25 protein-coding genes and 1 riboswitch are annotated in these 21,400 nt (G+C 60.8%); of the genes, 10 read left to right on the forward strand and 15 right to left on the reverse strand.

Annotation, left to right across the window (positions count from 1 at the left end; translation table 11 throughout):
* Window positions 1–23: 23 nt before the first annotated feature.
* Window positions 24–404 carry a hypothetical protein gene (locus tag JQ863_RS04015; protein WP_204113032.1) on the reverse strand — a complete coding sequence of 127 codons (381 nt, stop codon included), beginning with the start codon at window positions 402–404 and terminating at the stop codon, window positions 24–26.
* A 136-nt stretch (window positions 405–540) separates the two neighbouring features.
* On the opposite strand from JQ863_RS04015, the gene JQ863_RS04020 reads away from it, so the two are divergent.
* Window positions 541–1,191: a carbonic anhydrase gene (locus tag JQ863_RS04020; RefSeq protein WP_204113033.1), complete on the forward strand. Its 651-nt coding sequence runs from the start codon at window positions 541–543 to the stop codon at window positions 1,189–1,191.
* A 71-nt stretch (window positions 1,192–1,262) separates the two neighbouring features.
* Here the strand turns inward: JQ863_RS04020 and JQ863_RS19525 are convergent, their stop codons facing one another.
* Complete coding sequence (locus tag JQ863_RS19525; protein ID WP_275411510.1) at window positions 1,263–1,397, reverse strand: hypothetical protein; 135 nt, start codon at window positions 1,395–1,397, stop codon at window positions 1,263–1,265.
* A gap of 167 nt (window positions 1,398–1,564) precedes the next feature.
* On the opposite strand from JQ863_RS19525, the gene JQ863_RS04025 reads away from it, so the two are divergent.
* Entirely contained in the window at window positions 1,565–2,062 is a 498-nt protein-coding gene (locus JQ863_RS04025) for a P-loop nucleotide/nucleoside kinase family protein (protein WP_204113034.1), read from the forward strand.
* A 56-nt stretch (window positions 2,063–2,118) separates the two neighbouring features.
* Here JQ863_RS04025 and JQ863_RS04030 read toward each other — a convergent pair whose 3' ends face one another.
* The 3 genes from JQ863_RS04030 to JQ863_RS04040 form a co-directional block, all read right to left on the reverse strand.
* A complete protein-coding gene (locus tag JQ863_RS04030; protein WP_204113035.1) occupies window positions 2,119–3,141 on the reverse strand; it encodes an aspartate-semialdehyde dehydrogenase in 1,023 nt (340 codons plus the stop codon).
* A 117-nt stretch (window positions 3,142–3,258) separates the two neighbouring features.
* Entirely contained in the window at window positions 3,259–4,434 is a 1,176-nt protein-coding gene (locus JQ863_RS04035) for an MFS transporter (RefSeq protein ID WP_204113036.1), read from the reverse strand.
* Between the two features lie 3 nt (window positions 4,435–4,437).
* Window positions 4,438–5,856 (reverse strand): pyridoxal phosphate-dependent decarboxylase family protein, encoded by a 1,419-nt coding sequence (locus tag JQ863_RS04040; RefSeq protein ID WP_204113037.1) that lies wholly within the window; start codon window positions 5,854–5,856, stop codon window positions 4,438–4,440.
* A 100-nt stretch (window positions 5,857–5,956) separates the two neighbouring features.
* Here JQ863_RS04040 and hpaR point away from each other — a divergent pair, with 100 nt between their 5' ends.
* A complete protein-coding gene (hpaR, locus tag JQ863_RS04045; protein WP_204113038.1) occupies window positions 5,957–6,397 on the forward strand; it encodes a homoprotocatechuate degradation operon regulator HpaR in 441 nt (146 codons plus the stop codon).
* A 12-nt stretch (window positions 6,398–6,409) separates the two neighbouring features.
* Here hpaR and JQ863_RS04050 read toward each other — a convergent pair whose 3' ends face one another.
* Together JQ863_RS04050 and paaZ are read right to left on the reverse strand one after the other, a co-directional pair.
* Window positions 6,410–7,237, reverse strand: coding sequence for a PaaX family transcriptional regulator C-terminal domain-containing protein (locus JQ863_RS04050; protein WP_204113039.1), 828 nt, complete (start codon window positions 7,235–7,237; stop codon window positions 6,410–6,412).
* A gap of 47 nt (window positions 7,238–7,284) precedes the next feature.
* Window positions 7,285–9,315, reverse strand: coding sequence for a phenylacetic acid degradation bifunctional protein PaaZ (gene paaZ, locus JQ863_RS04055; protein WP_204113040.1), 2,031 nt, complete (start codon window positions 9,313–9,315; stop codon window positions 7,285–7,287).
* 93 nt (window positions 9,316–9,408) lie between these two features.
* Between paaZ and paaG the strand changes: the two genes are divergently transcribed.
* Genes paaG through JQ863_RS04075 form a run of 4 tightly spaced genes read left to right on the forward strand, consistent with a single transcriptional unit; the run spans window position 9,409 to window position 12,552 of the window.
* Window positions 9,409–10,194: a 2-(1,2-epoxy-1,2-dihydrophenyl)acetyl-CoA isomerase PaaG gene (gene paaG, locus JQ863_RS04060; protein ID WP_204113041.1), complete on the forward strand. Its 786-nt coding sequence runs from the start codon at window positions 9,409–9,411 to the stop codon at window positions 10,192–10,194.
* A 2-nt stretch (window positions 10,195–10,196) separates the two neighbouring features.
* Window positions 10,197–10,628, forward strand: a complete 432-nt coding sequence (paaI, locus tag JQ863_RS04065; protein ID WP_204115050.1) for a hydroxyphenylacetyl-CoA thioesterase PaaI — start codon at window positions 10,197–10,199, stop codon at window positions 10,626–10,628.
* Between the two features lie 12 nt (window positions 10,629–10,640).
* Window positions 10,641–11,951 carry a phenylacetate--CoA ligase PaaK gene (gene paaK / locus JQ863_RS04070; RefSeq protein WP_204113042.1) on the forward strand — a complete coding sequence of 437 codons (1,311 nt, stop codon included), beginning with the start codon at window positions 10,641–10,643 and terminating at the stop codon, window positions 11,949–11,951.
* A 4-nt stretch (window positions 11,952–11,955) separates the two neighbouring features.
* Window positions 11,956–12,552 (forward strand): TetR/AcrR family transcriptional regulator, encoded by a 597-nt coding sequence (locus JQ863_RS04075; RefSeq protein WP_204113043.1) that lies wholly within the window; start codon window positions 11,956–11,958, stop codon window positions 12,550–12,552.
* A gap of 24 nt (window positions 12,553–12,576) precedes the next feature.
* On the opposite strand, the gene JQ863_RS04080 is transcribed toward JQ863_RS04075, so the two are convergent.
* From JQ863_RS04080 to JQ863_RS04115, 8 genes are all read right to left on the reverse strand, one after another.
* Window positions 12,577–13,335, reverse strand: coding sequence for a Phenylacetic acid catabolic protein (locus JQ863_RS04080; protein WP_204113044.1), 759 nt, complete (start codon window positions 13,333–13,335; stop codon window positions 12,577–12,579).
* A gap of 10 nt (window positions 13,336–13,345) precedes the next feature.
* Window positions 13,346–14,419, reverse strand: coding sequence for a 2Fe-2S iron-sulfur cluster-binding protein (locus JQ863_RS04085; RefSeq protein ID WP_204113045.1), 1,074 nt, complete (start codon window positions 14,417–14,419; stop codon window positions 13,346–13,348).
* An 11-nt stretch (window positions 14,420–14,430) separates the two neighbouring features.
* A complete protein-coding gene (gene paaD / locus JQ863_RS04090) occupies window positions 14,431–14,904 on the reverse strand; it encodes a 1,2-phenylacetyl-CoA epoxidase subunit PaaD (RefSeq protein WP_204113046.1) in 474 nt (157 codons plus the stop codon).
* Window positions 14,905–14,989: 85 nt separating this feature from the next.
* Entirely contained in the window at window positions 14,990–15,754 is a 765-nt protein-coding gene (gene paaC / locus JQ863_RS04095; RefSeq protein ID WP_204113047.1) for a 1,2-phenylacetyl-CoA epoxidase subunit PaaC, read from the reverse strand.
* On the reverse strand, window positions 15,754–16,038 hold the full coding sequence (gene paaB, locus JQ863_RS04100) for a 1,2-phenylacetyl-CoA epoxidase subunit PaaB (protein WP_204113048.1): 285 nt from the start codon (window positions 16,036–16,038) through the stop codon (window positions 15,754–15,756). The genes paaC and paaB overlap by 1 nt, the downstream gene beginning before the upstream one ends.
* Before the next feature lie 12 nt (window positions 16,039–16,050).
* Window positions 16,051–17,043: a 1,2-phenylacetyl-CoA epoxidase subunit PaaA gene (paaA, locus tag JQ863_RS04105; RefSeq protein ID WP_204113049.1), complete on the reverse strand. Its 993-nt coding sequence runs from the start codon at window positions 17,041–17,043 to the stop codon at window positions 16,051–16,053.
* Between the two features lie 15 nt (window positions 17,044–17,058).
* Complete coding sequence (gene pcaF / locus JQ863_RS04110; RefSeq protein WP_204113050.1) at window positions 17,059–18,261, reverse strand: 3-oxoadipyl-CoA thiolase; 1,203 nt, start codon at window positions 18,259–18,261, stop codon at window positions 17,059–17,061.
* A 133-nt stretch (window positions 18,262–18,394) separates the two neighbouring features.
* Window positions 18,395–18,967, reverse strand: coding sequence for a gamma-glutamylcyclotransferase family protein (locus JQ863_RS04115; RefSeq protein ID WP_204113051.1), 573 nt, complete (start codon window positions 18,965–18,967; stop codon window positions 18,395–18,397).
* A gap of 108 nt (window positions 18,968–19,075) precedes the next feature.
* Between JQ863_RS04115 and JQ863_RS04120 the strand changes: the two genes are divergently transcribed.
* The 3 genes from JQ863_RS04120 to gcvH all read left to right on the forward strand — a co-directional run bounded on the left by JQ863_RS04120 (window position 19,076) and on the right by gcvH (window position 21,313).
* A complete protein-coding gene (locus tag JQ863_RS04120; RefSeq protein WP_204113052.1) occupies window positions 19,076–19,522 on the forward strand; it encodes an Rrf2 family transcriptional regulator in 447 nt (148 codons plus the stop codon).
* A gap of 37 nt (window positions 19,523–19,559) precedes the next feature.
* A riboswitch (glycine riboswitch) is annotated at window positions 19,560–19,647 on the forward strand.
* Window positions 19,648–19,810: 163 nt separating this feature from the next.
* Complete coding sequence (gcvT, locus tag JQ863_RS04125) at window positions 19,811–20,935, forward strand: glycine cleavage system aminomethyltransferase GcvT (protein ID WP_204113053.1); 1,125 nt, start codon at window positions 19,811–19,813, stop codon at window positions 20,933–20,935.
* 18 nt (window positions 20,936–20,953) lie between these two features.
* Window positions 20,954–21,313, forward strand: a complete 360-nt coding sequence (gene gcvH / locus JQ863_RS04130; RefSeq protein ID WP_204113054.1) for a glycine cleavage system protein GcvH — start codon at window positions 20,954–20,956, stop codon at window positions 21,311–21,313.
* Window positions 21,314–21,400: the final 87 nt, after the last annotated feature.

A 21,400-nucleotide genomic window follows, 5' to 3' on the forward strand; every position in this document is an offset into this window, starting at 1 on the left:
TTCCGTTGACGCCCGCAAGAGGGTCACGAGGATTGCTGGCTCAGAGTCCAGATCTCGATGCTTGAACGCTCCGCGACACGCGACATGCGCGCCATGACCGCCGTGGCCGCGACGCCGTCACCGCGCGCGATGCAGTCGCGCATATGTCCAACGGCGAGCGCAAGCTCGGCCATGCCTGTCTGGGTCGCCAGCGCGCGTAGTACCCGCAGGTGGCGCCGCAGGTCATCCATGTTCCCCTTGGCAAAGGCAGCCACCGCCAGCGGCAGGTTTTCATCCAACCGTTGCAGCGCAGTTTCCACAACCCGCGTCGCCTGATCCGGTCCCAATGTGCGGTTCAGGTCCTTGATATACTCGCAATCGACGCAATCGCGCGCCCTTGGGCGCAAAATGCTTGGCCTGTCCACGTCTCACCCCTTTTGTTCCGGCCCACCGCGCATGACATTGTCCGAACAAACTTTTTAAATCGTTATGGCGGGCGTGTTTTTCTCTCGAAAAGACGATAAATTGGCTTTATCTGCACCGGAACGGCATGGAGGACGCATGGAACACGCAAAACCCCTACCCAGTTATCTGGTGCAGCGGTATCGCGGCTGGAAAGCCACGACGTACGAGCAGAACCAATCCTGGTATCGCCATCTTGTGTCAGAAGGGCAACATCCGCGGGCCATGGTGATCTCGTGCTGTGACAGCCGTGTACATGTGACCGCGATGTTCGGTGCGGACCACGGCGAGTTCTTCATTCACCGCAATATCGCCAACCTCGTGCCGCCCTACGAACCGGACGGCGACCACCACGGCACAAGTGCGGCGGTGGAATACGCGGTGACCGCGTTGAAGGTGGCGCATGTGATCGTGCTGGGGCATTCGCAATGTGGCGGCGTTCAGGGCTGCATCGACATGTGCGAAGGCAAGGCGCCGCATCTGGAGGAAAAGACCAGCTTCGTGGGTCGTTGGATGGAAATCCTGAAGCCGCGGTTTTCCAATGTGTCGAAGATTGAAAACCCGGCAGACAAGGCGCGGGCGTTCGAAAAACAGGCGGTTCTGGCCAGCCTGGAAAACCTGATGACCTTCCCGTTCGTGAAAGGCCGCGTTGAAGGCGGTGAACTTAGCCTGCATGGGCTGTGGCATGACATTGGGGAAGGCGGGATCGAGGTGTTCGACCCCAAAGCCCAGGCATTTCAGCCGGTCTGACGTCACCCAAAACGCAAAACGGCCCGTGATCCGAGGGAAGCACGAGCCGTTCCGTTTGCGGGGGGCTTTCGTCAGACAAAAACGTTTTCGCCTGGCGCCTCGCAAAGTGCCAGCGCCTTGAGACGGCGCATCCGAGCCTTGAGGAGAAGGCGGTGATCGGCGGACTGGAGGGAGCCGCCTTTTGAACCGAAAAGTTTGTCGATCATCGTTCGTGTCCAGATCTTCCGTGTCTTGTTGAGATCCAGTTTGCGTTGAAATCTGGACGAATTTGGCGCGAAATGTGGCGAAAGACAGGCAAATGGCAAAAACGCGGCGGGAGTTGACGGATTTTGTGTCAGCGCGGGCGGTTTGACAGCCGCCGCTTGGGGGGAACATGCGGAATCAATTGACTCAATTGCACGTGGTCTGCGGCAAGATCGCGTCCGGCAAGTCATCGCTGTGTCGGGAACTCGGACAGGAGCCGGGTGCCATCATCCTCTCAGAAGATGACATGCTGGCCGGGTTGTATGGGCCCGAGATGCGTTCGATCGCCGATTACGTGACGTTTTCGGAGCGGTTGGAGCAGGTGGTCGGACCGCATGTTGTGGGGGTGTTGATGGCTGGGGTGACGGTGGTTCTGGATTTTCAGGCCAATACCCGCGTGCGACGAGTCTGGGCCAGGGATGTGGCCGATCAAGCCGGAGTTCCGCTGGTCGTTCACCATCTCGACGTGCCCGATGAGATCTGCAAGGCTAGGCTTGCGGCCCGCAATGCCAGCGGCGACCACCCCTTTGCCCCGACCGAAGCGCAGTTCGATGCGATTGTGCGTCATTTCCAGCCACCTGCCGATGAAGAAGGGCTGGACGTCATCACCTACAAAGGTGGGCGGTAAGACGAGAAAGGGCGCCCCGACGGACGCCCTTTTGATTTCAATGGGTTGCCGAACCCTTAACCCTTCTTCAGCACTTCCCGGCCCAGGGTCTCGGCAATCTGAACCGCGTTCAGAGCCGCGCCCTTGCGCAGGTTGTCCGAGACGCACCACAGGTTCAGGCCGTTTTCGACGGTGTTGTCCTGACGGATGCGGCTGATGAAAGTGGCGAAATCGCCGACACATTCCTTCGGCGTGACGTAGCCGCCATCCTCGCGCTTGTCGATCACCATGATGCCGGGCGCTTCGCGCAGGATGTCGCGGGCTTCGTCTTCGTCGAGGAAATCCTCGAACTCGATGTTGATCGATTCCGAGTGGCCAACGAAAACCGGTACGCGCACACAGGTGGCCGTGACCTTGATCGCCGGGTCGACGATCTTCTTGGTTTCGGCAACCATTTTCCATTCTTCCTTGGTCGAGCCGTCCTCCATGAAGACGTCGATGTGGGGAATGACGTTGAAGGCGATGTCCTTGGTATAGACCTTGCGCTCGTATTCGGCGGTCGGGTTGTAGACGGCCTTGGTCTGATCCCAAAGCTCATCGATCGCCTCTTTGCCTGAACCCGAAACCGACTGGTAAGTCGAGACGACAACGCGCTTGATGCGGGCGCGGTCATGCAGCGGTTTGAGCGCGACAACCATCTGCGCCGTCGAGCAGTTGGGGTTGGCGATGATGTTCTTCTTGGCATAGCCGTGGATCGCCTCGGCGTTGCATTCCGGCACGATCAGCGGCACGTCCGGGTCATAGCGGTAGAGCGACGAGTTATCGATCACCACGCAGCCCGCCTTGGCCGCGATGGGCGCATAGACCTTGGTGGCATCCGAGCCGATCGCGAACAGGGCGATGTCCCATCCGGTGAAATCGAACTGTTCGATGTCCTTGGTCTTGAGGGTGGTGTCGCCAAAGCTGACCTCAGTGCCGATCGAACGGCGGCTTGCCAGCGCTGCGATCTCATCAACGGGGAACTGGCGCTCGGCCAGGATGTTCAGCATTTCGCGGCCCACGTTGCCCGTGGCGCCTGCGACGACGACGCGATAACCCATGTTTATCTCCAGTATGGGGTGTTTCAGCGACGCTCCCTTTAACGGGTGGCGGGCAAAAGGGAAAGGGGGCGGGTATGCGACATTGATCGCAAAACCCGCGCCAATGGTGATTTTGTCTCAGTTTTTCTGTTCGCGGCTGAAGAAATAGAGCGCAAGCGCGACAAATACGATCAGTCCGAAGGCCAGGAACAGAGTCGAATAGGCGTCTGCCCTGCCAGTGTCGGCAAGCGAGGCAAAAACCGGCCCCGAGGTGACCTGCATCAGGCCGACACCACCGATCCCAAACAGGTTCATCAGCGTGACGCCGCGGCCCATCAGGTGTTCGGGGAAAAAGCTGCGCCCATGTGCCAGGATCAGCGGGAACGAGGCACAGAAGAACCCGATCGCCGCCATAAGGGCGATCGACAAGGCGGCGCTCGACTGGCCGAACATGGCCAGCAGAACGCAGGCGGTTGCCCCGGCAGTGTTGCCGATGAAGACAACCCATTTACGGGTGCCAAACACCCGGTCCATCGGACCATAAATCAGCGTGCCGACAATCATCGCGATCCCCATGACCAGCGATGCCTTGCCGATCCCGGTGGTGTCCATTTCAAATACATCCTGCAGATACGGACCGATCCACGCGCCGCGAATGCCGGCGGCAGGGAAGTAGTTGACCAGCATCATCGGGAAGATCAGCCACAGCGCGGGCATTCTGAGCAGGTCCAGAACCGACCCTTTTTGCGCATGGTCCACTTTGGGCGGGTCACGGATGATGATGCCAAGGCCAATTGCCGTGAGTGATGACAGGATCGCCAGCCCGACAAGCGACCCGCGCCAGCCAATGGTCTCGGCTGCAAGCGCCATCGGGTAGGAGGCAATAAGGTTCCCGGTCGTGCCGACCCCCAGCATCAACGCAGCGAGTGTAGCGAACTGGGCGGCTGGGAAGGATCGTGCAAAGATATAGTAGCTGGCCATAAGTACCGGAGAGCATCCGACCCCGATCAGCGCCATCGCCAGCGTCACATGGGTGGGCGATTGAGCAAAGGCGAACAGTAATGCGCCGCCACCGCCGCCGATCAGCAGCAGCGCCGCGGCTGTGCGGCGGGGACCGATCCGGTCCAGCGCCTCGCCTACAGGGATCTGCATTGCGGCGAAGACCAGGAACCAGATGCCGCTGGCAAAGGCCAGGTCTTCGGGGGTGGTTCCAAGGTCTTCCGACAGAACCGGGCTGAGGACGGCCAGAAACGCGCGGAAGAACTGACTGAGGACATAGCCAAAGCACAACAGCAAAAGGTCGGGGCGAAGCATCGGTCAGGTCCTTTCCATTTGCGCGGCGATTTCAAGGATAACGTCACCAGCCATGGCCACGTCTGCCTCGGTACAACTGGCCTGCCCCGCCTGAAAGCGGATCGCCAGCGCGCCGTTGACCCGCGTTTGGGTCAAGTAGATGCGGCCGTCATCGTTGATCGCGTCCACCAGCCGCTGGTTCAGCGCATCAAGATCCGTCGCACCATCAGGGGCAAATCGAAAGGTGAACAGCGACAGGACCGGGGGGGTGATGATTTCAAATCCGGGCGCGGCGGCAAGGCGATCATGCAGGGCGACGCTCCAGCGGACATGATCGCGGATCATCGCGCGCAACCCGTCCAGACCATAGCTGCGCAACACGAACCAGATTTTCAGGGCGCGGAAACGGCGACCCAGTGGCACCGACCATTCGGAATAGTTAATGATCCCGTCGGTGCCATGCGTCTTGAGATATTCCGGGCGGATCGCCAGCGTCCGCACAAGGTCGTCGGGGTTCTTCAGAAAATGGGCGGAACAGTCGAACTGCATCCCCAGCCATTTATGCGGATTGAAAACGATGGAATCGGCGGCTTCGACCCCTTGCCAGAGCGTTCGGAACTCGGGGCAGATCATCGCCGCACCCGCCCAGGCCGCGTCGACATGGCTGAAAAGACCGTGGCGCTGGGCGACGTCGCAGATCGCGCCCACGGGGTCAGTGCCACCGGTGCCGGTGCCACCAACACTGATGATTACACCGGCGGGCAGGAAACCGACAGCGCGGTCTGCGACGATTGCCGCCTCGAGCGCATCGGGGTCCATGCCGCGCATCGATCCTTTGGTCGGAATGCGGACAAGGTTCTCTTGTCCAATGCCGGCGACCCAGATCGCCCGGTCCACGGATGTATGCACTTCGTCCGAGCAATAGATGCGCAGCCGTACCTGCCCGGACAGGCCCTGTTCATTCCCGGCCCAGTTCAGCGCTTTTTCCCGCATGGTCAGCACTGCCGCCAGCGTCGCCGAGGACGCGCAGTCTTGAATCACGCCTTCATACGCATCGGGCAGACCCAGCGACTGACGTAGCCAGTCCAGCATTCGGGTCTCCATCTCGGTCGCGGCGGGTGAGGTCTGCCACAACATGCATTGAGGCGCGATCACTGTGGTCAGGTAATCCGCCAGCATCGACGGTGGTGTGGCATTGGCCGGGAAATAGGCAAAAAAGCAGGGATGCTGCCAATGGGTGATGCCGGGCATGACGTCCGCTTCGAAGTCACGGAATACGGCGTCCAGCGGTTCGCCCTGCTCCGGTGGCGATGCGGGCAGCGCGTTCAGCATGTCGCCCGGTGCGACCTGTGCGCGCACCGGACGGTTGCGAATGGTCTCGTGATATTGACGCCCCCACGCGCTGATGCGTTTGCCCCAGGTTTCGAAAACCGCCCAATCCATGCTCATCCCCCTGTTTCAATGGCGCACCCAATCAGCACCACCCTTCGTTGACAAGTGAAATAATGTTGCTTTGCGCCAAGTAGCTGTGCATGAAGGGAATATGACGGTATCGGACGAAAAATACGCGACTTCACAATCTCTGCCCATCGTTCTGTTGCGCGCAAGGGAACGGGTGATGGGGCCGCTGCGCAATATGTTGGCGGACGCCGACGTGACCGAACAGCAGTGGCGCGTGCTGCGCGTGCTGGATGAGGAAGGGGCGCTGGATCCAACAACGATCGCCGATCACGCGGTCCTTTTGCTGCCCAGCCTGACACGAATACTGCAGAAACTTGAGGAAAAGGGTTTTGTCACCCGCGCCCGCGACCAGGAAGACCGCCGTCGTCAGATCATCGAGATCACCGCAACGGGTCGTGCGTTGCTGGCCGAAAACCTTGACCAGAGTCGCACCATTCTTGATGAATTCCGCGCGAAAATGGGCGCCGGTCAATATGACGAGCTGCTGACTCTGTTGAATGAGCTATGTCGGTTGGAGGATTAGGACGCTTGTCCGTCAGGCCGCCTGACGAGTCAAATCTTCTTCGAGCAGGTCCAGCGCGGGGCGGGGCAAACGGTCTAGCAAATCCATGACCTTTGCGCGGCAGCGGCCGCCGGGCCAGTTGTCGGGAAAAAAGCTATCCGGCAGGTCGGCATGGGACAGCAACACCCTGCGCCAGTCATGCACGATCAGCACGCGCAGGCTGGCAGTTTGCAGCGGAGTGAGGCCAGTTTTTGGAAGCTGTTCCGCAACCAGATCAAGCGCCGCTTCCAGTTGGCGATAGGCGGCAATTCTGGAAGGGGTGCCGAGTTGATTCCTAAGCCAGCCGGGAAGGTGCATGTCATCGGCAAATGCTCCGATGCAGAACAGGTCCGGGTTCTCTGGCGGGGCAACCGTTCCGAAATAAACGCCGCTACCCAATGCAGAATAGCCAGCCTCAAGCAACGGTGTCTCGGCTTCTGTCCTGTCGGCCTGCGACATTGGCGGCAGCACTGCAACATGGCAAGTCGTCAGGGCAGGCTGGGCGCGAGAGTATATTCGCGGGCTCGCCGCTTCGGATTGCTCGACGCCGAACCGGGTCAGGGCATAGTGGCTGGTCCGGCCACGACGCTGTGAGGTGATCCAGCCTTCGCCGCGCAGCCGGTGCAGCGCGACGCGGATCGCCTCGGGGCGCAGTCCTGCCGGTTCAAGGATGCGCGACATCAACGCGCCGCTGACGCGGCTGTCTGTGCCCAGCGCAAGGTCGCCGAACAGCGTGACGATGACCGACCAGACCCGCAGGGTCTGGTGTTGGGTCAAAGCCGCGACGGAGGTCTGGAACCATTCGGGATCAGTCTGTGTCATGGCCCGATAATAGCCGCCATGACGCGGGTTTGGCCATGGGGCTGGCGTCAATAGGCGTTCATGGTAAGAAGCTCGTATTCCGCGACTTTCTCGTCGTCCTGATTGGTCAGCGTGACGTGCCAGCGGACTTCGCCATAGTCCTCGTTGCGGGGCGTTTTCTTTTTCACGGTCAGGCTGACCTTGATGCTGTCGCCTGCCGAGACCGGTTTCATGAAGCGCAGCCCGTCGAGTCCGGTGTTGGCCAGCACCGGGCCTTCGTTTGGTTCCACAAACAGGCCGGCGGCAAAGCTGAGCAAGAGATAGCCATGCGCCACCCGGCCGGGGAAAAACGGATTCCGCTTGGCGGCATCGTCGTCCATATGGGCATAAAACGTATCGCCGGTGAACTCGGCGAAATGCTCGATATCGTCCAGCGTGACTTCGCGCGGATCGGTGTGGATCGTCTCGCCGATGTCGAGATCGCCGAAGCGCCGTGTGAACGGGTGCGCGGGGCCTGCGATCTCGGTCCCGCCGGGCACCCACTGGCTTCCGATCGCGGTCAGGATGTCCGGGGAGCCCTGAATCGCGGTGCGTTGCATATAGTGTTTCACGCCGCGCACGCCGCCCATTTCCTCGCCGCCGCCAGCGCGACCGGGGCCGCCATGTACCATGTGCGGCAGGGGTGAGCCGTGGCCGGTCGATTCCTTCATCGAGTCGCGGTTGTTGAAATAGAGTCGTCCGTGGAATGCACCCGCGCCAAGCGCCACCTCGCGGGCGACTGCGGGGTCATGGGTGATGACCGATGCCACCAGCGACCCTTGCCCGCGATTGGCCAATGCGATGGCGTGATCCAGATCGCGATAGCCCATCACGGTCGAGACTGGGCCGAATGCTTCGGTGTCATGGATGCGGGTCGCGGCGTCGGGATCGGCGCAATGGAACAGCATGGGCGGCAGGAACGCCCCCTTGTCCCGGTCCGCCCCGTCGACGGCGAAGCTGTCCGGGTCACCGAACACGCGTTCGGCTTCGGTGCTGATGATGGCCGCTTTCTCCAGAACGTCGCGTTTCTGACTATTCGAGACCAGCGCCCCCATGCGGGTGGTTTCAAGGCGGGGATCGCCGATTTGCGTCTTGGCCAGACGCGCCGAAAGCGCGTCGATCACTGCCTCGGTCTGGCTTTGTGGTGCGATGATGCGGCGGATCGCGGTGCATTTCTGTCCCGCTTTCGTCGTCATCTCGCGGCTGACTTCCTTGATGAACAGGTCGAATTCGGGTGTGCCGGGAATCGCATCCGGGCCAAGGATCGAGGCGTTCAGGCTGTCCTGCTCGGCCACGAACCGGACCGATTCCCGCATCAGATGTTCCGATGAGCGCAGTTTGAAGGCCGTGTCGGCAGAGCCTGTGAAGCTGACCACGTCCTGACAGGTCAGGTGATCCAGCATGTCACCGACGCCGCCCGAGACAAGTTGCAGGGCCCCATCGGGAAGCAGGCCCGAATCAAGCATGATCCGCACGGCCAGTTCGGTCACATAGCAGGTGGCAGTTGCCGGTTTGACGATGGCTGGCACACCGGCCAGAAGGGTCGGGGCCAGCTTTTCCAGCATCCCCCAGACCGGGAAGTTGAATGCGTTGATATGGACCGCGACGCCTTGCAGAGGTGTGCAGATATGCTGTCCCAGGAAGGTGCCGTTGCGCGACAGCTGTTCGATCTCTCCGTCAAGGAAAACATGGGCATCGGGCATCTCCCGACGGCCTTTCGACGCAAAAACGAACATCGTGCCGATGCCGCCGTCGATGTCGATCATGTGGTCAGCTTGGGTCGCCCCGGTTTCGAAACTGAGATCGTAAAGCGCCTGCTTGTGCTTGCCGATCTCCGTCGCCAGCGCTTTCAGCATCCGGGCGCGGTCATGGAAGGTCATCTTGCGCAGGGCCGGGCCGCCGGTAGTTCGCGCATAGTCCAGCATGTCGATCACCCGCAGCCCATCGTTGCCGGCTTGGGCAATCACCTCTCCGGTGATGGCGCTGGCGATCGGTCGCGCACCCGCGCCCGGCGCGATCCATTCTCCGTGTGCGAAACTGGCGATTTCCCGGATACCCATTGTGATCTCCTTCTGTCTGGATGGCTTTTTATTGACCAACCGTTCGGTTTATGCAAGAGATTCCGTGAGGACTGTCTGCCAGTGGGAGGAAACATGGGCGATCTTGTTCTGGTGCGGGATCATGGAGGCTGGGTTGAGGTGACGTTAAACCGGCCCGACCGCCTGAACAGCTTTAATGACGCGATGCACCTTGAATTGCGTTCGGCGCTCACCGAAGCGGCGGAAAGCGGCAAGCGGGCCCTGTTGCTGACCGGCGCCGGGCGCGGGTTCTGCGCGGGGCAGGATCTTGGCGACCGCGACCCGTCCAAGATGGACGGACCACCGGATCTGAGCCAAACGATTCGCACATATTATGCCCCGCTAGTGCGCCAGTTGCGGGCGCTGGAAATGCCGGTGATCTGCGCCGTGAACGGTGTCGCGGCCGGGGCGGGCACCAATATTGCGCTGGGCTGCGACATCGTGTTGGCGGCACAATCGGCCAAGTTCATCCAGAGCTTTGCCAAGGTCGGTCTTGTGCCGGATGCGGGCGGCACTTTCCACTTGCCGCGCTTGCTGGGCGAGGCGCGAGCCAAGGCGCTGGCGCTGACGGCGGAACCGCTGCCGGCGGAAACAGCTGCCGAATGGGGTCTGATCTGGAAGGCGCTGCCGGATGAAGTGCTGATGGACGAAGCACGCGCGCTGGCGCAGAAACTGGCGCAGGGGCCGACGCTGGGACTGGCGCGGGCCAAGGATGCGATTCAGCAGGCGGCCACTAACACTCTGGACCAGCAGCTTGAGATCGAGGCGGAGTATCAAAAAGCTTGCGGGGAAAGCGCCGACTATGCCGAAGGGGTTGCGGCTTTCCTTGGAAAGCGTGCGCCGGAGTTCAAAGGGAAATGACCATGACGCCGCAGGAACGCGCCCGGAAATCCGCCGATGCGATGTGGGCCGATGACAATGCGTCGAAATGGGCGGGCATGGCAATCAACCATGTGGACGAGGGAACGGCGACCCTGTCGATGACCGTCGCCGCACACCATTGCAACGGCCACGGCATCTGTCATGGCGGCGTGACCTTCATGCTGGCCGATAGCGCCTTTGCCTTTGCCTGCAACAGCCGCAATCAGGCGACTGTGGCACAACACAACCTGATCTCTTTTCTTGCTCCGGGGCGATTGGGGGACGTGCTGACCGCTCATGCAACCGAGGTCAGCCTGGCCGGGCGCAGCGGCATCTATGACGTGACTGTCAGCAATCAGGACGGAGTGAAGATCGCAGAATTCCGCGGCATGTCCCGGGCTATTGCGGGCACATTGTTCGACGAACAGGACTAGGGAGGGAAAGACATGGAAGACCTGACACCGGACCGCAAAACACTCGACCCGATCGAGATCGCCTCGATCGACGAGATCCGCGCAATGCAACTGGAGCGGCTGAAATGGTCCGTCGCCCATGCCTATGAGAATGTGCCGATGTATCGGGCGCGGTTCGACGAGGCGGGTGTTCATCCAAAGGACCTGCAGCAATTGTCCGACCTTGCGAAGTTCCCGTTCACCTACAAGAACGACCTGCGCGACAATTACCCGTTCGGCCTGTTTGCCGTACCCCGGTCCGAGATCATCCGACTTCATGCCTCGTCAGGCACGACAGGGAAGCCGACGGTGGTGGGCTATACCCAGCGGGACATCGACAACTGGGCTGACCTTGTGGCGCGCTCGTTGCGGGCGGCGGGTTTGCGCAAGGGTGACATGGTGCATAATGCCTATGGGTATGGGCTGTTTACCGGGGGGCTTGGCGCGCACTACGGGATCGAACGCCTGGGGGCGACGGTGGTGCCGATGTCGGGTGGCCAGACCGAAAAACAGGTTGGCCTGATTACCGATTTCAGGCCGGACGGTATCATGGTGACACCATCCTATATGCTTAATATCCTTGAGCAATATCACAAGAACGGGCTGGATCCGCGAGACAGTTCTCTCAAGGTGGGTGTGTTCGGCGCCGAGCCGTGGACCGACGCCATGCGCCAGGAAGTCGAAGCCGCATTCGACATGCACGCGGTTGATATCTATGGCCTGTCCGAGATCATGGGGCCGGGTGTCGCCAGCGAATGCGTCGAAACCAAAGATGGCCCTGTGATCTGGGAGGACCACTTCCTGCCCGAGATCATCGACCCGGCGACCGGCGAGGTGCTGCCGGACGGGGAGATGGGCGAACTGGTCTTTACCACCCTGACCAAGGAAGGCCTGCCGATGATCCGCTATCGCACCCGTGACCTGACCCGGCTGCTGCCGGGCACCGCGCGGACCATGCGTCGGATGGAAAAGATCACCGGGCGCAGCGACGACATGATCATCCTGCGCGGCGTCAATGTTTTCCCCAGCCAGGTCGAGGAACAGGTGCTGGCGACAGGTGGCCTGGCGCCCTATTACCAGATCGAGCTTTATCGGTCGGGCCGCATGGACGCGATGCGGGTCTTTGTCGAAGCGATGCCGAACGCAGCGGATGAGATGTCCAAGGCGGCGGCGGCCCGAATGCTGACCAAGCGGATCAAGGATATGGTTGGGGTTTCTACTGAAATTATTGTAGGTGATCCGGGTGAGGTTGAACGCAGCCAGGGCAAGGCCAAGCGCGTGATCGATAACCGCAACAAGGAGTGAGCCATTGGCCCGGACAATAGCCAAGGACCATGACGAGAAACGCGGCGCGATCCTGAAGTCGGCGGCGCGGGTCTTTGCCGAACAGGGGTTCGATCGCGCGTCGATGTCGATGCTGGCGCGCGAATGTGGGATTTCGAAGGCGAACATCTACCACTACTACGACAGCAAGGATGCGTTGCTGTTCGACCTTCTCGATACATATCTTTGCGAACTCAGGGACCGGGTCTGTGGCACCCGGATCGACGGCCTCACACCAGCGGAGCAGTTGCATGCCTGTGTCGCTGAAATCCTGTTGGCCTATCAGGGGGCGGATGATGAACATAAGGTTCAGCTTTCAGGCATGGCGGCACTGGCGGAGGAACAACAGGCGTTGTTGCGCGGCTATCAACGCGACATGATCCAGTTTGTCAGTGCGATCCTTGCCCGTAACGCGCCGGACACGCTGGGGCAGGACAAGACCAAGCTGCGCGCTGCCACCATGTCGGTTTTCGGTATGCTGAACTGGTACTACATGTGGAATACCGGTGCCGGCACCAAAGCGCGGCAGGACTATGCGCAGATGGTAACGGATCTGACCCTTGGTGGCCTGGGCGCGGTGTAAACGGGCATTCGCTGCCCCTTGTCCCTATCCCTTTTTCAATCCGAGGTCCGACAGAATGACCGCAGTCTCGGCCTCCCACCGTTGACGGAGATCGGCATTCGCGGTGCGGCGAATACCCATCGCCTTGAGCGTATCGAATTTGGCACTTGAGTCCGATCCGAAAGATGCCGAAACACGCGGCCACCAATAGTCGACTGATGCCTGAAGCGGCGCGGCGCCTTCGGATACGACCAATCGCTCAATCCCTTCGGCGGCAAGCTCTGCGTGGCGCGCTTCGATCGGGGCGATCTTGCGGAAGGCGTCGGCGAGCGGTTGGTAGGAGATCAAGGAGAATTCTGCCAATTGCACCCCGACGGCACGGCCCATCAGAAGGTTCATCACCACGGCGTCGGCCCAGCCCTGAAGCGGGTAGTTGAACACCGCAAGGCGCATGTCGTGATCGCTTCGCGAGGCGCCGATATCGGCGTCGCGGCCAAGGCGCGCGGTCCAGGGGTGGTGATTGGCGTAGCGGTCCGTGTCGGCCCCAAACTCGCCCATGATGCGCAGCACGCGATCGGCATTGTCGGTCTTCTCAAGAACGATCTTGGCCGCCGCGATGCGTTCCTTGATCCCCGGTCCCTGATTGATGATGTCGGCAAACCCGGCTGCCCCCGCGAGTTCGCTGTCCACGAACGTCGCCATCAGCTTCATCACCTCGGCGCGATAACGCGGCGGCACGTTGGCGGGATTGGTCAGGACACCGCCCTGGGCAAGATAGTCTTCGATCTTCATCTGGTCGTTCATCCTGGCCCCCTTACTGGTCGAAATCGACAATGACGCGGTCGGTCAGCGGGAAGGACTGGCACGACAGGACATAGCCCTTCTCGACCTCGTAGTCCTCAAGCGCGTGGTTCGCGACCATTTCAACTTCACCCTCCAACACCCGGCAGCGGCAGGTCGAGCAGACCCCGGCCTTGCACGCATAGGGCGCGTCCATGGCATTTTCGAGCGCGGCATCAAGGATGGTGACGTCCTTCGGCATGTCGAATGTCTGCGTTGCGCCGTCCAGCGTGATTGCGGCGCTGGTCATGTTGGCGGATTTGGCGGCGTCCTTTGCGACGACCTTGCGGGCAAGCCGTCCGGGTTGCGCCGAAGCAAACAGTTCAAACTTGATCTGGCTGTCGTCCAACCCCGCCTTGCGCAGCGCCGAGGCAATCCCAAGCATCATTGGTTCCGGGCCGCAAATAAAGGCAGTGTCGACACTATCGATGTCGATCCAGTGTTCAAACAGCTGTGCGCATTTTTCTTCCGTCACCAGCCCGGTAAACAGGTCGATTTCCTGTGCATCCGATTCAAGAACGTGAATCACGTTGAACCGGCCCAGATAGAGGTTCTTCAGGTCCTCGATCTCTTCCCGGAACATGATCGTGTTCACACCCTTGTTGGCGTAGACAAGTGTGAAAGACGATTTTGGTTCCCGCGCCAGAGTGGTCTTGATGATCGACAGGACAGGTGTGATGCCGGACCCGCCGGCAAAGCCAAGGTAGTGGTTGGCATTGTCGGAATTGAGTTCAGTAAAGAACCCACCCATCGGCGGCATGGCCTGAAGCCGGTCACCGATTTTGAGGTCCTCGTTGGCCCAGGTCGAAAACGCGCCGCCCTCGACCCGCTTGATGCCGATTTGCAGGACGCCGTCGTCCTTGCCGGCGCAGATTGAGTATGAGCGTCGCAGCTCTTCGCCGTCAAAGTCGTGGCGGAAGGTCAGGTACTGGCCTTGGGTAAAGTCAAAGTCAGCCGCCGCACCGTTTTCCGGGCGCAGGGTCACCACCACAGCATCGCGGATTGTCTTTTTGATGTCAGTGACGGTCAGGTCATGAAAGCGCGCCATGGGTTCCTCCCTCAGATGCACTTGAAATAGTCGAAAGGTTCAAGACAGTCGCGGCAGCGCCACTGGGCCTTGCATGGTGTCGAGCCGAATTGACTCAGCTTCTCGAGGTTCCGCCCCTGGCAATGGGGGCAGCGGTCCGGGCCGCCAGCGGGTTGCGGCGGCGCGATGCCATAGTTTTCCAGCGCCGCGCGGCCCTTGTCGCTGATCCAGTCGGTGGTCCATGCCGGGGCCAGTTGGGTTTTCAGCGAAAGCTTGGCGATCCCGTGCCCCCGGAGCGCAGTGTCGATATCGAGATTGATGATTGAGGTCGCAGGGCAGCCGGAATAGGTCGGGGTGACGGTCACGACAAGCGTGTCCTCCTGCCAGACAACGTCGCGGATAATGCCAAGATCGACCAGAGAGATTACGGGAATCTCGGGGTCGGGCACGGCGTCGAGCCATTGCCAGATTTGGTCGAGACCAGGTTTTGTCGTCACTGCGGTCATGCCGGTTTTCCTGTTTCGCCCCAGCGATGCGCCGGGCAACTTCCGCCCACGCCCAAGAGGGAGGGAGCGGAGGCTTTCTACGCCGTCACCACGCCGCGCCCGGATAGGCGCGTTGCAGCCATTGCATCTGGGTCAGCATGTGACCCAGATGTTCCGTGTGCATCCGGCCCGTGCGTCCACCATTGTGCGAATAGGCGCCCTCGGGCAGCCTCAACGTCGCTTCGGCCAGAACCTTTCCCACAAGCGCGTTGTAATCAGCCCGCAGGCTGGCAGGGTCCGGCGCGATGCCTTCTTCGGTCATCGCCGCGTCCACTGCATCGCTTTCAAACAATTCGCCAACGTATGGATAAAGATAATCCAGCGCCGCCTGCATGCGCTTGTGGCTTTCCTCGGTTCCGTCCCCAAGGCCAATCACGGTGTCGGACGAGCGTTCGACATGATAGGCGGCTTCTTTTGCCGCCTTGCCAGCGATCTCGGCAACACGAGGGTCAGAGGATGCAGTCAAGCGGTCCAGTATGATCGAGGACCATGCGTCGAACAGAAACTGGCGCATCAGGGTCTGGCCAAAATCGCCGTTCGGCAATTCCACCAGCAGCACGTTGCGGAAATCCCAGGCGTCGCGCAGGAACGCAAGGTCATCGGCGGTCCTGCCCTCGCCCTGCACCTCGGCGGCGTAACCCAGCCAGAATTGAGTCTGTCCGATCAGGTCCAGCGCGGTATTGGCCAGTGCGATGTCTTCTTCCAGTACGGGCGCATGGCCGCACCATTCCGAGACGCGATGCCCCAGAACCAGCGTGTTGTCGCCCATCCGCAGCAGGAATTCGAGCAGTTTGCCTTGATCGACAGCCATCACATGTGCCCCACTTCATCGGGAATGTCGAAGAAGGTCGGGTGGCGATAGACCTTGGATTCCGACGGCTCGAACAGCGGGCCTTTTTCACCCGGTGCCGTGGCCGTGATATGACGGGCTTCGACGACCCAGATCGACACACCTTCGTTGCGGCGGGTATAGACGTCGCGCGCGTTTTTGATGGCCATTTCGGCATCTGGCGCATGAAGTGAACCAACGTGGCGGTGGCTCATTCCGTGTTGTCCTCGGATGAATACTTCCCAGAGGGGCCATTCGTTTTTCATCTGTCTTTCCCCTTACTCTGCCGCGACCTTGCGGGCCGCTTTCTTCTCAGCATGTGCCAGCAGGCCCTCGCGCACCCAAGCGCCATCTTCCCAGGCCTTCACTCGCGCGTTCATGCGTTCTCGGTTGCAGGGACCGTTGCCCTTGATGACGGCAAAGAACTCGGACCAATCGGGTTCCGAGAAGTCGTAGCCGCCTTTTTCGTCATTCCATTTGAGGTTCTCGTCGGGGACGGTCAGGCCAAGGTATTCGGCCTGCGGCACCGTCTGGTCGACGAATTTCTGGCGTAGTTCGTCATTGGTGTTGATCTTGATCTTCCACGCCATCGACTGCGCCGAGTGGACCGAGTCCTTGTCGGATGGCCCGAACATCATCAGCGAGGGATACCAAAAGCGGTTGAGAGCATCCTGCGCCATCTTTTTCTGCTCTGGCGTGCCCTTCGCCATCTTCATCATGATGTCGTAGCCCTGCCGTTGGTGGAACGACTCTTCCTTGCAGATGCGGATCATCGCACGGCTGTAGGGCCCGTAAGACGTCCGTTGCAGGGGCACCTGGTTCATGATCGCCGCGCCGTCGACCAACCAGCCGACCGCGCCGATATCTGCCCAGTTCAGCGTCGGGTAGTTAAAGATGGACGAGTATTTCATCCGGCCATCCAGCAGCATTTCGGTCAGTTCATCGCGGCTGACGCCCAGCGTTTCCGCGGCGCAGTAAAGGTACAGCCCGTGACCGGCCTCGTCCTGCACTTTGGCCAGCAGGATCGCCTTGCGCTCCAGCGTGGGCGCGCGGGTGATCCAGTTGCCTTCGGGCAATTGGCCGACGATTTCCGAATGGGCGTGCTGCCCGATCTGGCGGATCAGGGTACGCCGGTAATCCTCGGGCATCCAGTCGCGCGGCTCGATCTTGATGTCATTGTCGATCTTGTCCTGGAACGCGGACTCTTCGGGGGACATTTCGTCCCGCGATTTGACGCCGTCCGAGGCGGTCTTGATCATCTGTGCATACATCGTCTGCTCCTCCCGTCAGACACGTTCAAGGATCAGGGCGGCGCCCTGTCCGACCCCGACACACATGGTACAAAGCGCATAGCGCCCGCCAGTGCGTCGCAATTGATAGGCGGCCGTCAGCACCAGTCGTGCGCCGGACATTCCCAGCGGGTGACCGATGGCAATCGCACCACCATTGGGGTTCACATGGGGCGCGTCGTCAGCGACACCCAATTCGCGCAGGCTTGCCAGTCCCTGGGCGGCAAACGCCTCGTTCAATTCTATCACATCCATCTGCTCGATGGTGAGACCCGTGCGTGCCAGCACCTTGCGCATGGCGGGAACCGGACCGATGCCCATGACACGGGGTTCGACTCCGGCGACGGACATCGCGACGACGCGGGCCATCGGGGTCAGGCCGTTCTTTGCCGCAGCGGCTTCATTGGCCAGAAGGATTGCCGCCGCGCCGTCGTTCACGCCTGAGGCGTTCCCCGCCGTCACTGTCAGGTCGGCACCATTGATGCCGCGCAGCTTGGCCAGCGTTTCGGGTGTGGTTCCGGAGCGGGGGTGTTCGTCCCTGTCGACAATCAGCGGGTCGCCCTTGCGTTGCGGGATTTCTACCGGGGTGATTTCGTCGTCAAATACGCCGGCCGCATCCGCGGCGGCCCAGCGGGACTGGCTGCGGGCGGCAAAAGCATCCTGGTCTTCGCGGCTGACGCCATAGTCGGCTGCGACATTGTCCGCCGTCTGGGGCATCGAGTCGATGCCATATTGCGCCTTCATCTTCGGGTTCACGAAACGCCAGCCGATGGTGGTGTCATAGACTGCGTTGGCGCGCGAAAAGGCGGTTTCGGCCTTGGGCATTACAAAGGGCGCGCGCGACATGCTTTCGACGCCCCCCGCGATCACCATGTCCTGATCGCCTGACCGTATGGCACGGGCCGCCATCCCGACCGCGTCAAGGCCCGAAGCGCAAAGACGGTTGATCGTCGTGCCGGGTACATCGACGGGAAGCCCCGCAAGAAGCGCGGCCATGCGCGCGACATTCCTGTTGTCCTCTCCCGCCTGGTTCGCCGAGCCATAGATCACGTCGTCAAGACTGGCCCAGTCGACCGAGGGGTTGCGCGCCATCAATCCCGCGATTGGCAGGGCCGCAAGGTCATCCGTGCGGACCGAGGACAAGGCCCCGCCATAGCGTCCGATGGGTGTCCGGGTCGCGTCGCAGATGAAAGCATCCATTCGAAAGCATCTCCTGTTCATGCGGCACAAAAGCCGACCGCATGGTCGGGATATGAGATATGCCGATTCGAGGCAAGAAAAATGTTACATCAGTGACATCTTTTCTCGAAAATATGTAACATGTCTTGGGAGGTCAGGATTTTTTGTGTGCCAGTTGAGCCCCGGTTTCGGACATGAAGTCATCAACCATTTCCTTGGCCAACTTACTGACCGGGCGATGCCGGCTGTAGCGGGGTTGGGCGCGGTCGTTCACAAAGGGTGCGTCCCAACCATCGGTCGTGGCAAAGAAACCCTGCACACCCGCTTCGCCAAACTCTCGCAGGTAACCCTCGACCACCACGTCGAGATAGGACAGCGCGATAGGAAGATCGTCCGTCGGGCGTGTGTGCTTTCCTTCGGGAACTGTGTAAGTTGCTATGTTCATGGCAAAATTCGCGTCGTGACTGACAAGTGCGGTGACCTCGACCCGGTCATAACCGGCCTCGCGTTGATCCAGCGCGGCCCAGTCTCCGTCAGGCACATGGGCAATCAGACCGTCGATCGCGGCGTCAGCACATCGCTCGACCGTCAGAAAGGGGCGGGGTTGCCAAGTCGTATGGCGCCAGACCCGTTTCCACCCCGATAACCGTGCCTTGCGCACATCGGGAAAGTCATGGGTATCGCGGTTCACGAGGCTGCCGTAGCCAAAGAAATAGGGGCGTGTCATAGGACCAGCTTGCGCGCCACTTGACGTATGTCAATTCCTCAAAGTCGGGATAACGTCATACTCGTCCGATACTTGCTGCGGACACCGGATGGACACTGGGGGGACAACGTGCGGATCACGAAACGAACCAATATTGCGATGCGTGTGCTGATGTATTGCGCCGCAAATCCCGGCCGGCTGGTGACCAAATCCGAGATTGCCAAGGTCTGCAACGCTTCCGAAAACCACCTTGCACAGGTAATCAACCAACTTGGTCAGCAGGGATACCTGCACACCCAGCGCGGGCGCAATGGCGGGCTTGAGCTGGCACGGCCCCCCGAGCAGATCGAAATTGGCGAGATCTTCCGCGAGATGGAAACCGCCACCGGCCCTAACGACTGCTTCGCGGATATGGACGGATCCTGTCCGCTGGTATCCGCCTGCCGCCTGCGTGGTGCTTTGCGCGAGGCGGCCGAGGCATTTTTTGCCCGTCTCGACAAGGTGACGCTCGATGCGCTGGTCTGCGACAACCCGGTTCTGGCCGGGATCCTGACGCCGGAACCCTGCCACGTCTGAAAGCTCTTGCCAGAGTTCAACCTCCGCACTAGGTTGCGCCCGTGAATCGGGAGAACCGGACGTGTCCGGTGCCGAAGGAGCAACCGCCCCGGAAACTCTCAGGCCGAAGGGACCGATTCTCGACAAAGACACTCTGGAGAGTGGCGCGGTTGCGCCCGCCGAAGGGATAACGATCTCAGGCGAAAGGACAGAGGGGGCATCGGATGCACGCCGAATTGCGTGCAAAGAGCGATGCCGGACGTGTTTCAATTGGATTGGGCGCTTTCGGACGGACACGGGAGCAAGACCATGGCTGAGTTGAAGCGCACGCCGCTTTACGATCTTCACGTCGCATTGGGTGCCAAGATGGTGCCGTTTGCCGGGTATGAAATGCCGGTGCAATACGGGCTTGGCGTGATGAAAGAGCATCTGCACACCCGGATGGCGGCGGGCCTGTTCGATGTCAGCCACATGGGGCAGGTGATCCTGCGCGGGGCGGACTATGCCACGATAGCAGCCGCGTTCGAAAAGCTGGTCCCGATGGATGTGCTGGGTCTGGGCGAGGGTCGCCAACGCTATGGCTTGTTCACCAACGGGACGGGCGGTATCGAGGATGACCTGATGTTTGCCAACCGCGGCGACCATCTGTTCGTTGTGGTCAATGCTGCCTGCAAAGACGGTGATATTGCCCGGATGCGCGCTGCGCTGGAACCGGATGTGACGGTTGAGGTCGTGACCAACCGTGCGCTGATCGCCTTGCAGGGGCCGGCGGCAGAGGCGGCGCTGTCGCGGCTGAACCCGGACGTTGCCGGGATGAAATTCATGGATGTCGCCACGGTTGAACTGGCCGGGGCAGAGTGCTGGGTGTCGCGCTCGGGATATACCGGTGAGGACGGCTATGAAATCAGTGTGCCCGAGGGCCGGGCGGACGAGCTGGCACGCGCGCTTCTGGATATGGGCGAGGTCGAGGCCATTGGCCTGGGTGCCCGGGATTCGCTTCGGCTCGAAGCCGGTCTGTGTCTCTATGGCAATGATATTGACGCCGGCACGTCGCCGGTTGCGGCTGGTTTGACCTGGGCGATCCAGAAAGTACGACGCATTGGAGGTGACCGCGAGGGCGGGTTCCCGGGGGCTGTCGCGATCCTAAATGAGATGACGGGCGGCGCGCCGCGCAAACGCGTTGGACTGCTGCCAGAAGGCCGCGCCCCGATGCGCGCCCACACCCCGATTTTTGCCAGCGTCGAAGGTGGCGAACAAATCGGAGAAGTGACGTCCGGCGGGTTCGGCCCCTCGGTCAACGGCCCTGTCGCCATGGGGTATGTCACTTCGGACTATGCCGCCGAGGGCACCACGCTTTATGGTGAGGTCAGGGGCAAGCGTATGGCCGTTAAGGTCGCACGCATGCCGTTTGTACCCGCCAATTTCAAACGCTGATCAACAGGAGACCATCAGATGAAATTCACCGAAGAACACGAATGGCTGCGCGTCGAAGGGGACGTGGTTGTGGTGGGCATCACCGAACACGCCAGCGAGCAACTTGGCGACGTCGTGTTTGTCGAACTGCCCGAGGTTGGTGACACGGTCTCAAAAGATGACGAGATCTGCGTTATCGAAAGTGTCAAGGCCGCCTCGGATATTCTGGCCCCGATCGACGGAGAGATCGTCGAGGTGAACGACGCCATCGTGGAAGAGCCCGGCAAGGTCAACGAGGACCCGATGGGCGACAGCTGGTTCTTCAAGATCAAGCCTGATGATCTGAGCCAGATGGACGACTATCTGGACGAAGCCGAGTACAAGGACTTCATCGGCTAGTCCCATCCAAACCTGCCGGAGGGGCGGTTGGCGTCCCTCTGCCGCATACATTCGGGCCATGAACAGGCCCGCGCCAAATTCTGCGCC

Source organism: Shimia biformata (assembly GCF_016888515.1).
Classification (GTDB): Bacteria; Pseudomonadota; Alphaproteobacteria; order Rhodobacterales; family Rhodobacteraceae; genus Shimia_A; species Shimia_A biformata.

Coding starts and splice junctions, on each gene's coding strand:
- JQ863_RS04020 (WP_204113033.1), top strand. CDS start 541: ATGGAACACGCAAAACCCCTACCCAGTTATCTGGTGCAGCGGTATCGC.
- JQ863_RS19525 (WP_275411510.1), bottom strand. CDS start 1,397: ATGATCGACAAACTTTTCGGTTCAAAAGGCGGCTCCCTCCAGTCCGCC.
- JQ863_RS04025 (WP_204113034.1), top strand. CDS start 1,565: ATGCGGAATCAATTGACTCAATTGCACGTGGTCTGCGGCAAGATCGCG.
- JQ863_RS04030 (WP_204113035.1), bottom strand. CDS start 3,141: ATGGGTTATCGCGTCGTCGTCGCAGGCGCCACGGGCAACGTGGGCCGC.
- JQ863_RS04035 (WP_204113036.1), bottom strand. CDS start 4,434: ATGCTTCGCCCCGACCTTTTGCTGTTGTGCTTTGGCTATGTCCTCAGT.
- JQ863_RS04040 (WP_204113037.1), bottom strand. CDS start 5,856: ATGGATTGGGCGGTTTTCGAAACCTGGGGCAAACGCATCAGCGCGTGG.
- hpaR (WP_204113038.1), top strand. CDS start 5,957: ATGACGGTATCGGACGAAAAATACGCGACTTCACAATCTCTGCCCATC.
- JQ863_RS04050 (WP_204113039.1), bottom strand. CDS start 7,237: ATGACACAGACTGATCCCGAATGGTTCCAGACCTCCGTCGCGGCTTTG.
- paaZ (WP_204113040.1), bottom strand. CDS start 9,315: ATGGGTATCCGGGAAATCGCCAGTTTCGCACACGGAGAATGGATCGCG.
- paaG (WP_204113041.1), top strand. CDS start 9,409: ATGGGCGATCTTGTTCTGGTGCGGGATCATGGAGGCTGGGTTGAGGTG.
- paaI (WP_204115050.1), top strand. CDS start 10,197: ATGACGCCGCAGGAACGCGCCCGGAAATCCGCCGATGCGATGTGGGCC.
- paaK (WP_204113042.1), top strand. CDS start 10,641: ATGGAAGACCTGACACCGGACCGCAAAACACTCGACCCGATCGAGATC.
- JQ863_RS04080 (WP_204113044.1), bottom strand. CDS start 13,335: ATGAACGACCAGATGAAGATCGAAGACTATCTTGCCCAGGGCGGTGTC.
- JQ863_RS04085 (WP_204113045.1), bottom strand. CDS start 14,419: ATGGCGCGCTTTCATGACCTGACCGTCACTGACATCAAAAAGACAATC.
- paaD (WP_204113046.1), bottom strand. CDS start 14,904: ATGACCGCAGTGACGACAAAACCTGGTCTCGACCAAATCTGGCAATGG.
- paaC (WP_204113047.1), bottom strand. CDS start 15,754: ATGGCTGTCGATCAAGGCAAACTGCTCGAATTCCTGCTGCGGATGGGC.
- paaB (WP_204113048.1), bottom strand. CDS start 16,038: ATGAAAAACGAATGGCCCCTCTGGGAAGTATTCATCCGAGGACAACAC.
- paaA (WP_204113049.1), bottom strand. CDS start 17,043: ATGTATGCACAGATGATCAAGACCGCCTCGGACGGCGTCAAATCGCGG.
- pcaF (WP_204113050.1), bottom strand. CDS start 18,261: ATGGATGCTTTCATCTGCGACGCGACCCGGACACCCATCGGACGCTAT.
- JQ863_RS04115 (WP_204113051.1), bottom strand. CDS start 18,967: ATGACACGCCCCTATTTCTTTGGCTACGGCAGCCTCGTGAACCGCGAT.
- gcvT (WP_204113053.1), top strand. CDS start 19,811: ATGGCTGAGTTGAAGCGCACGCCGCTTTACGATCTTCACGTCGCATTG.
- gcvH (WP_204113054.1), top strand. CDS start 20,954: ATGAAATTCACCGAAGAACACGAATGGCTGCGCGTCGAAGGGGACGTG.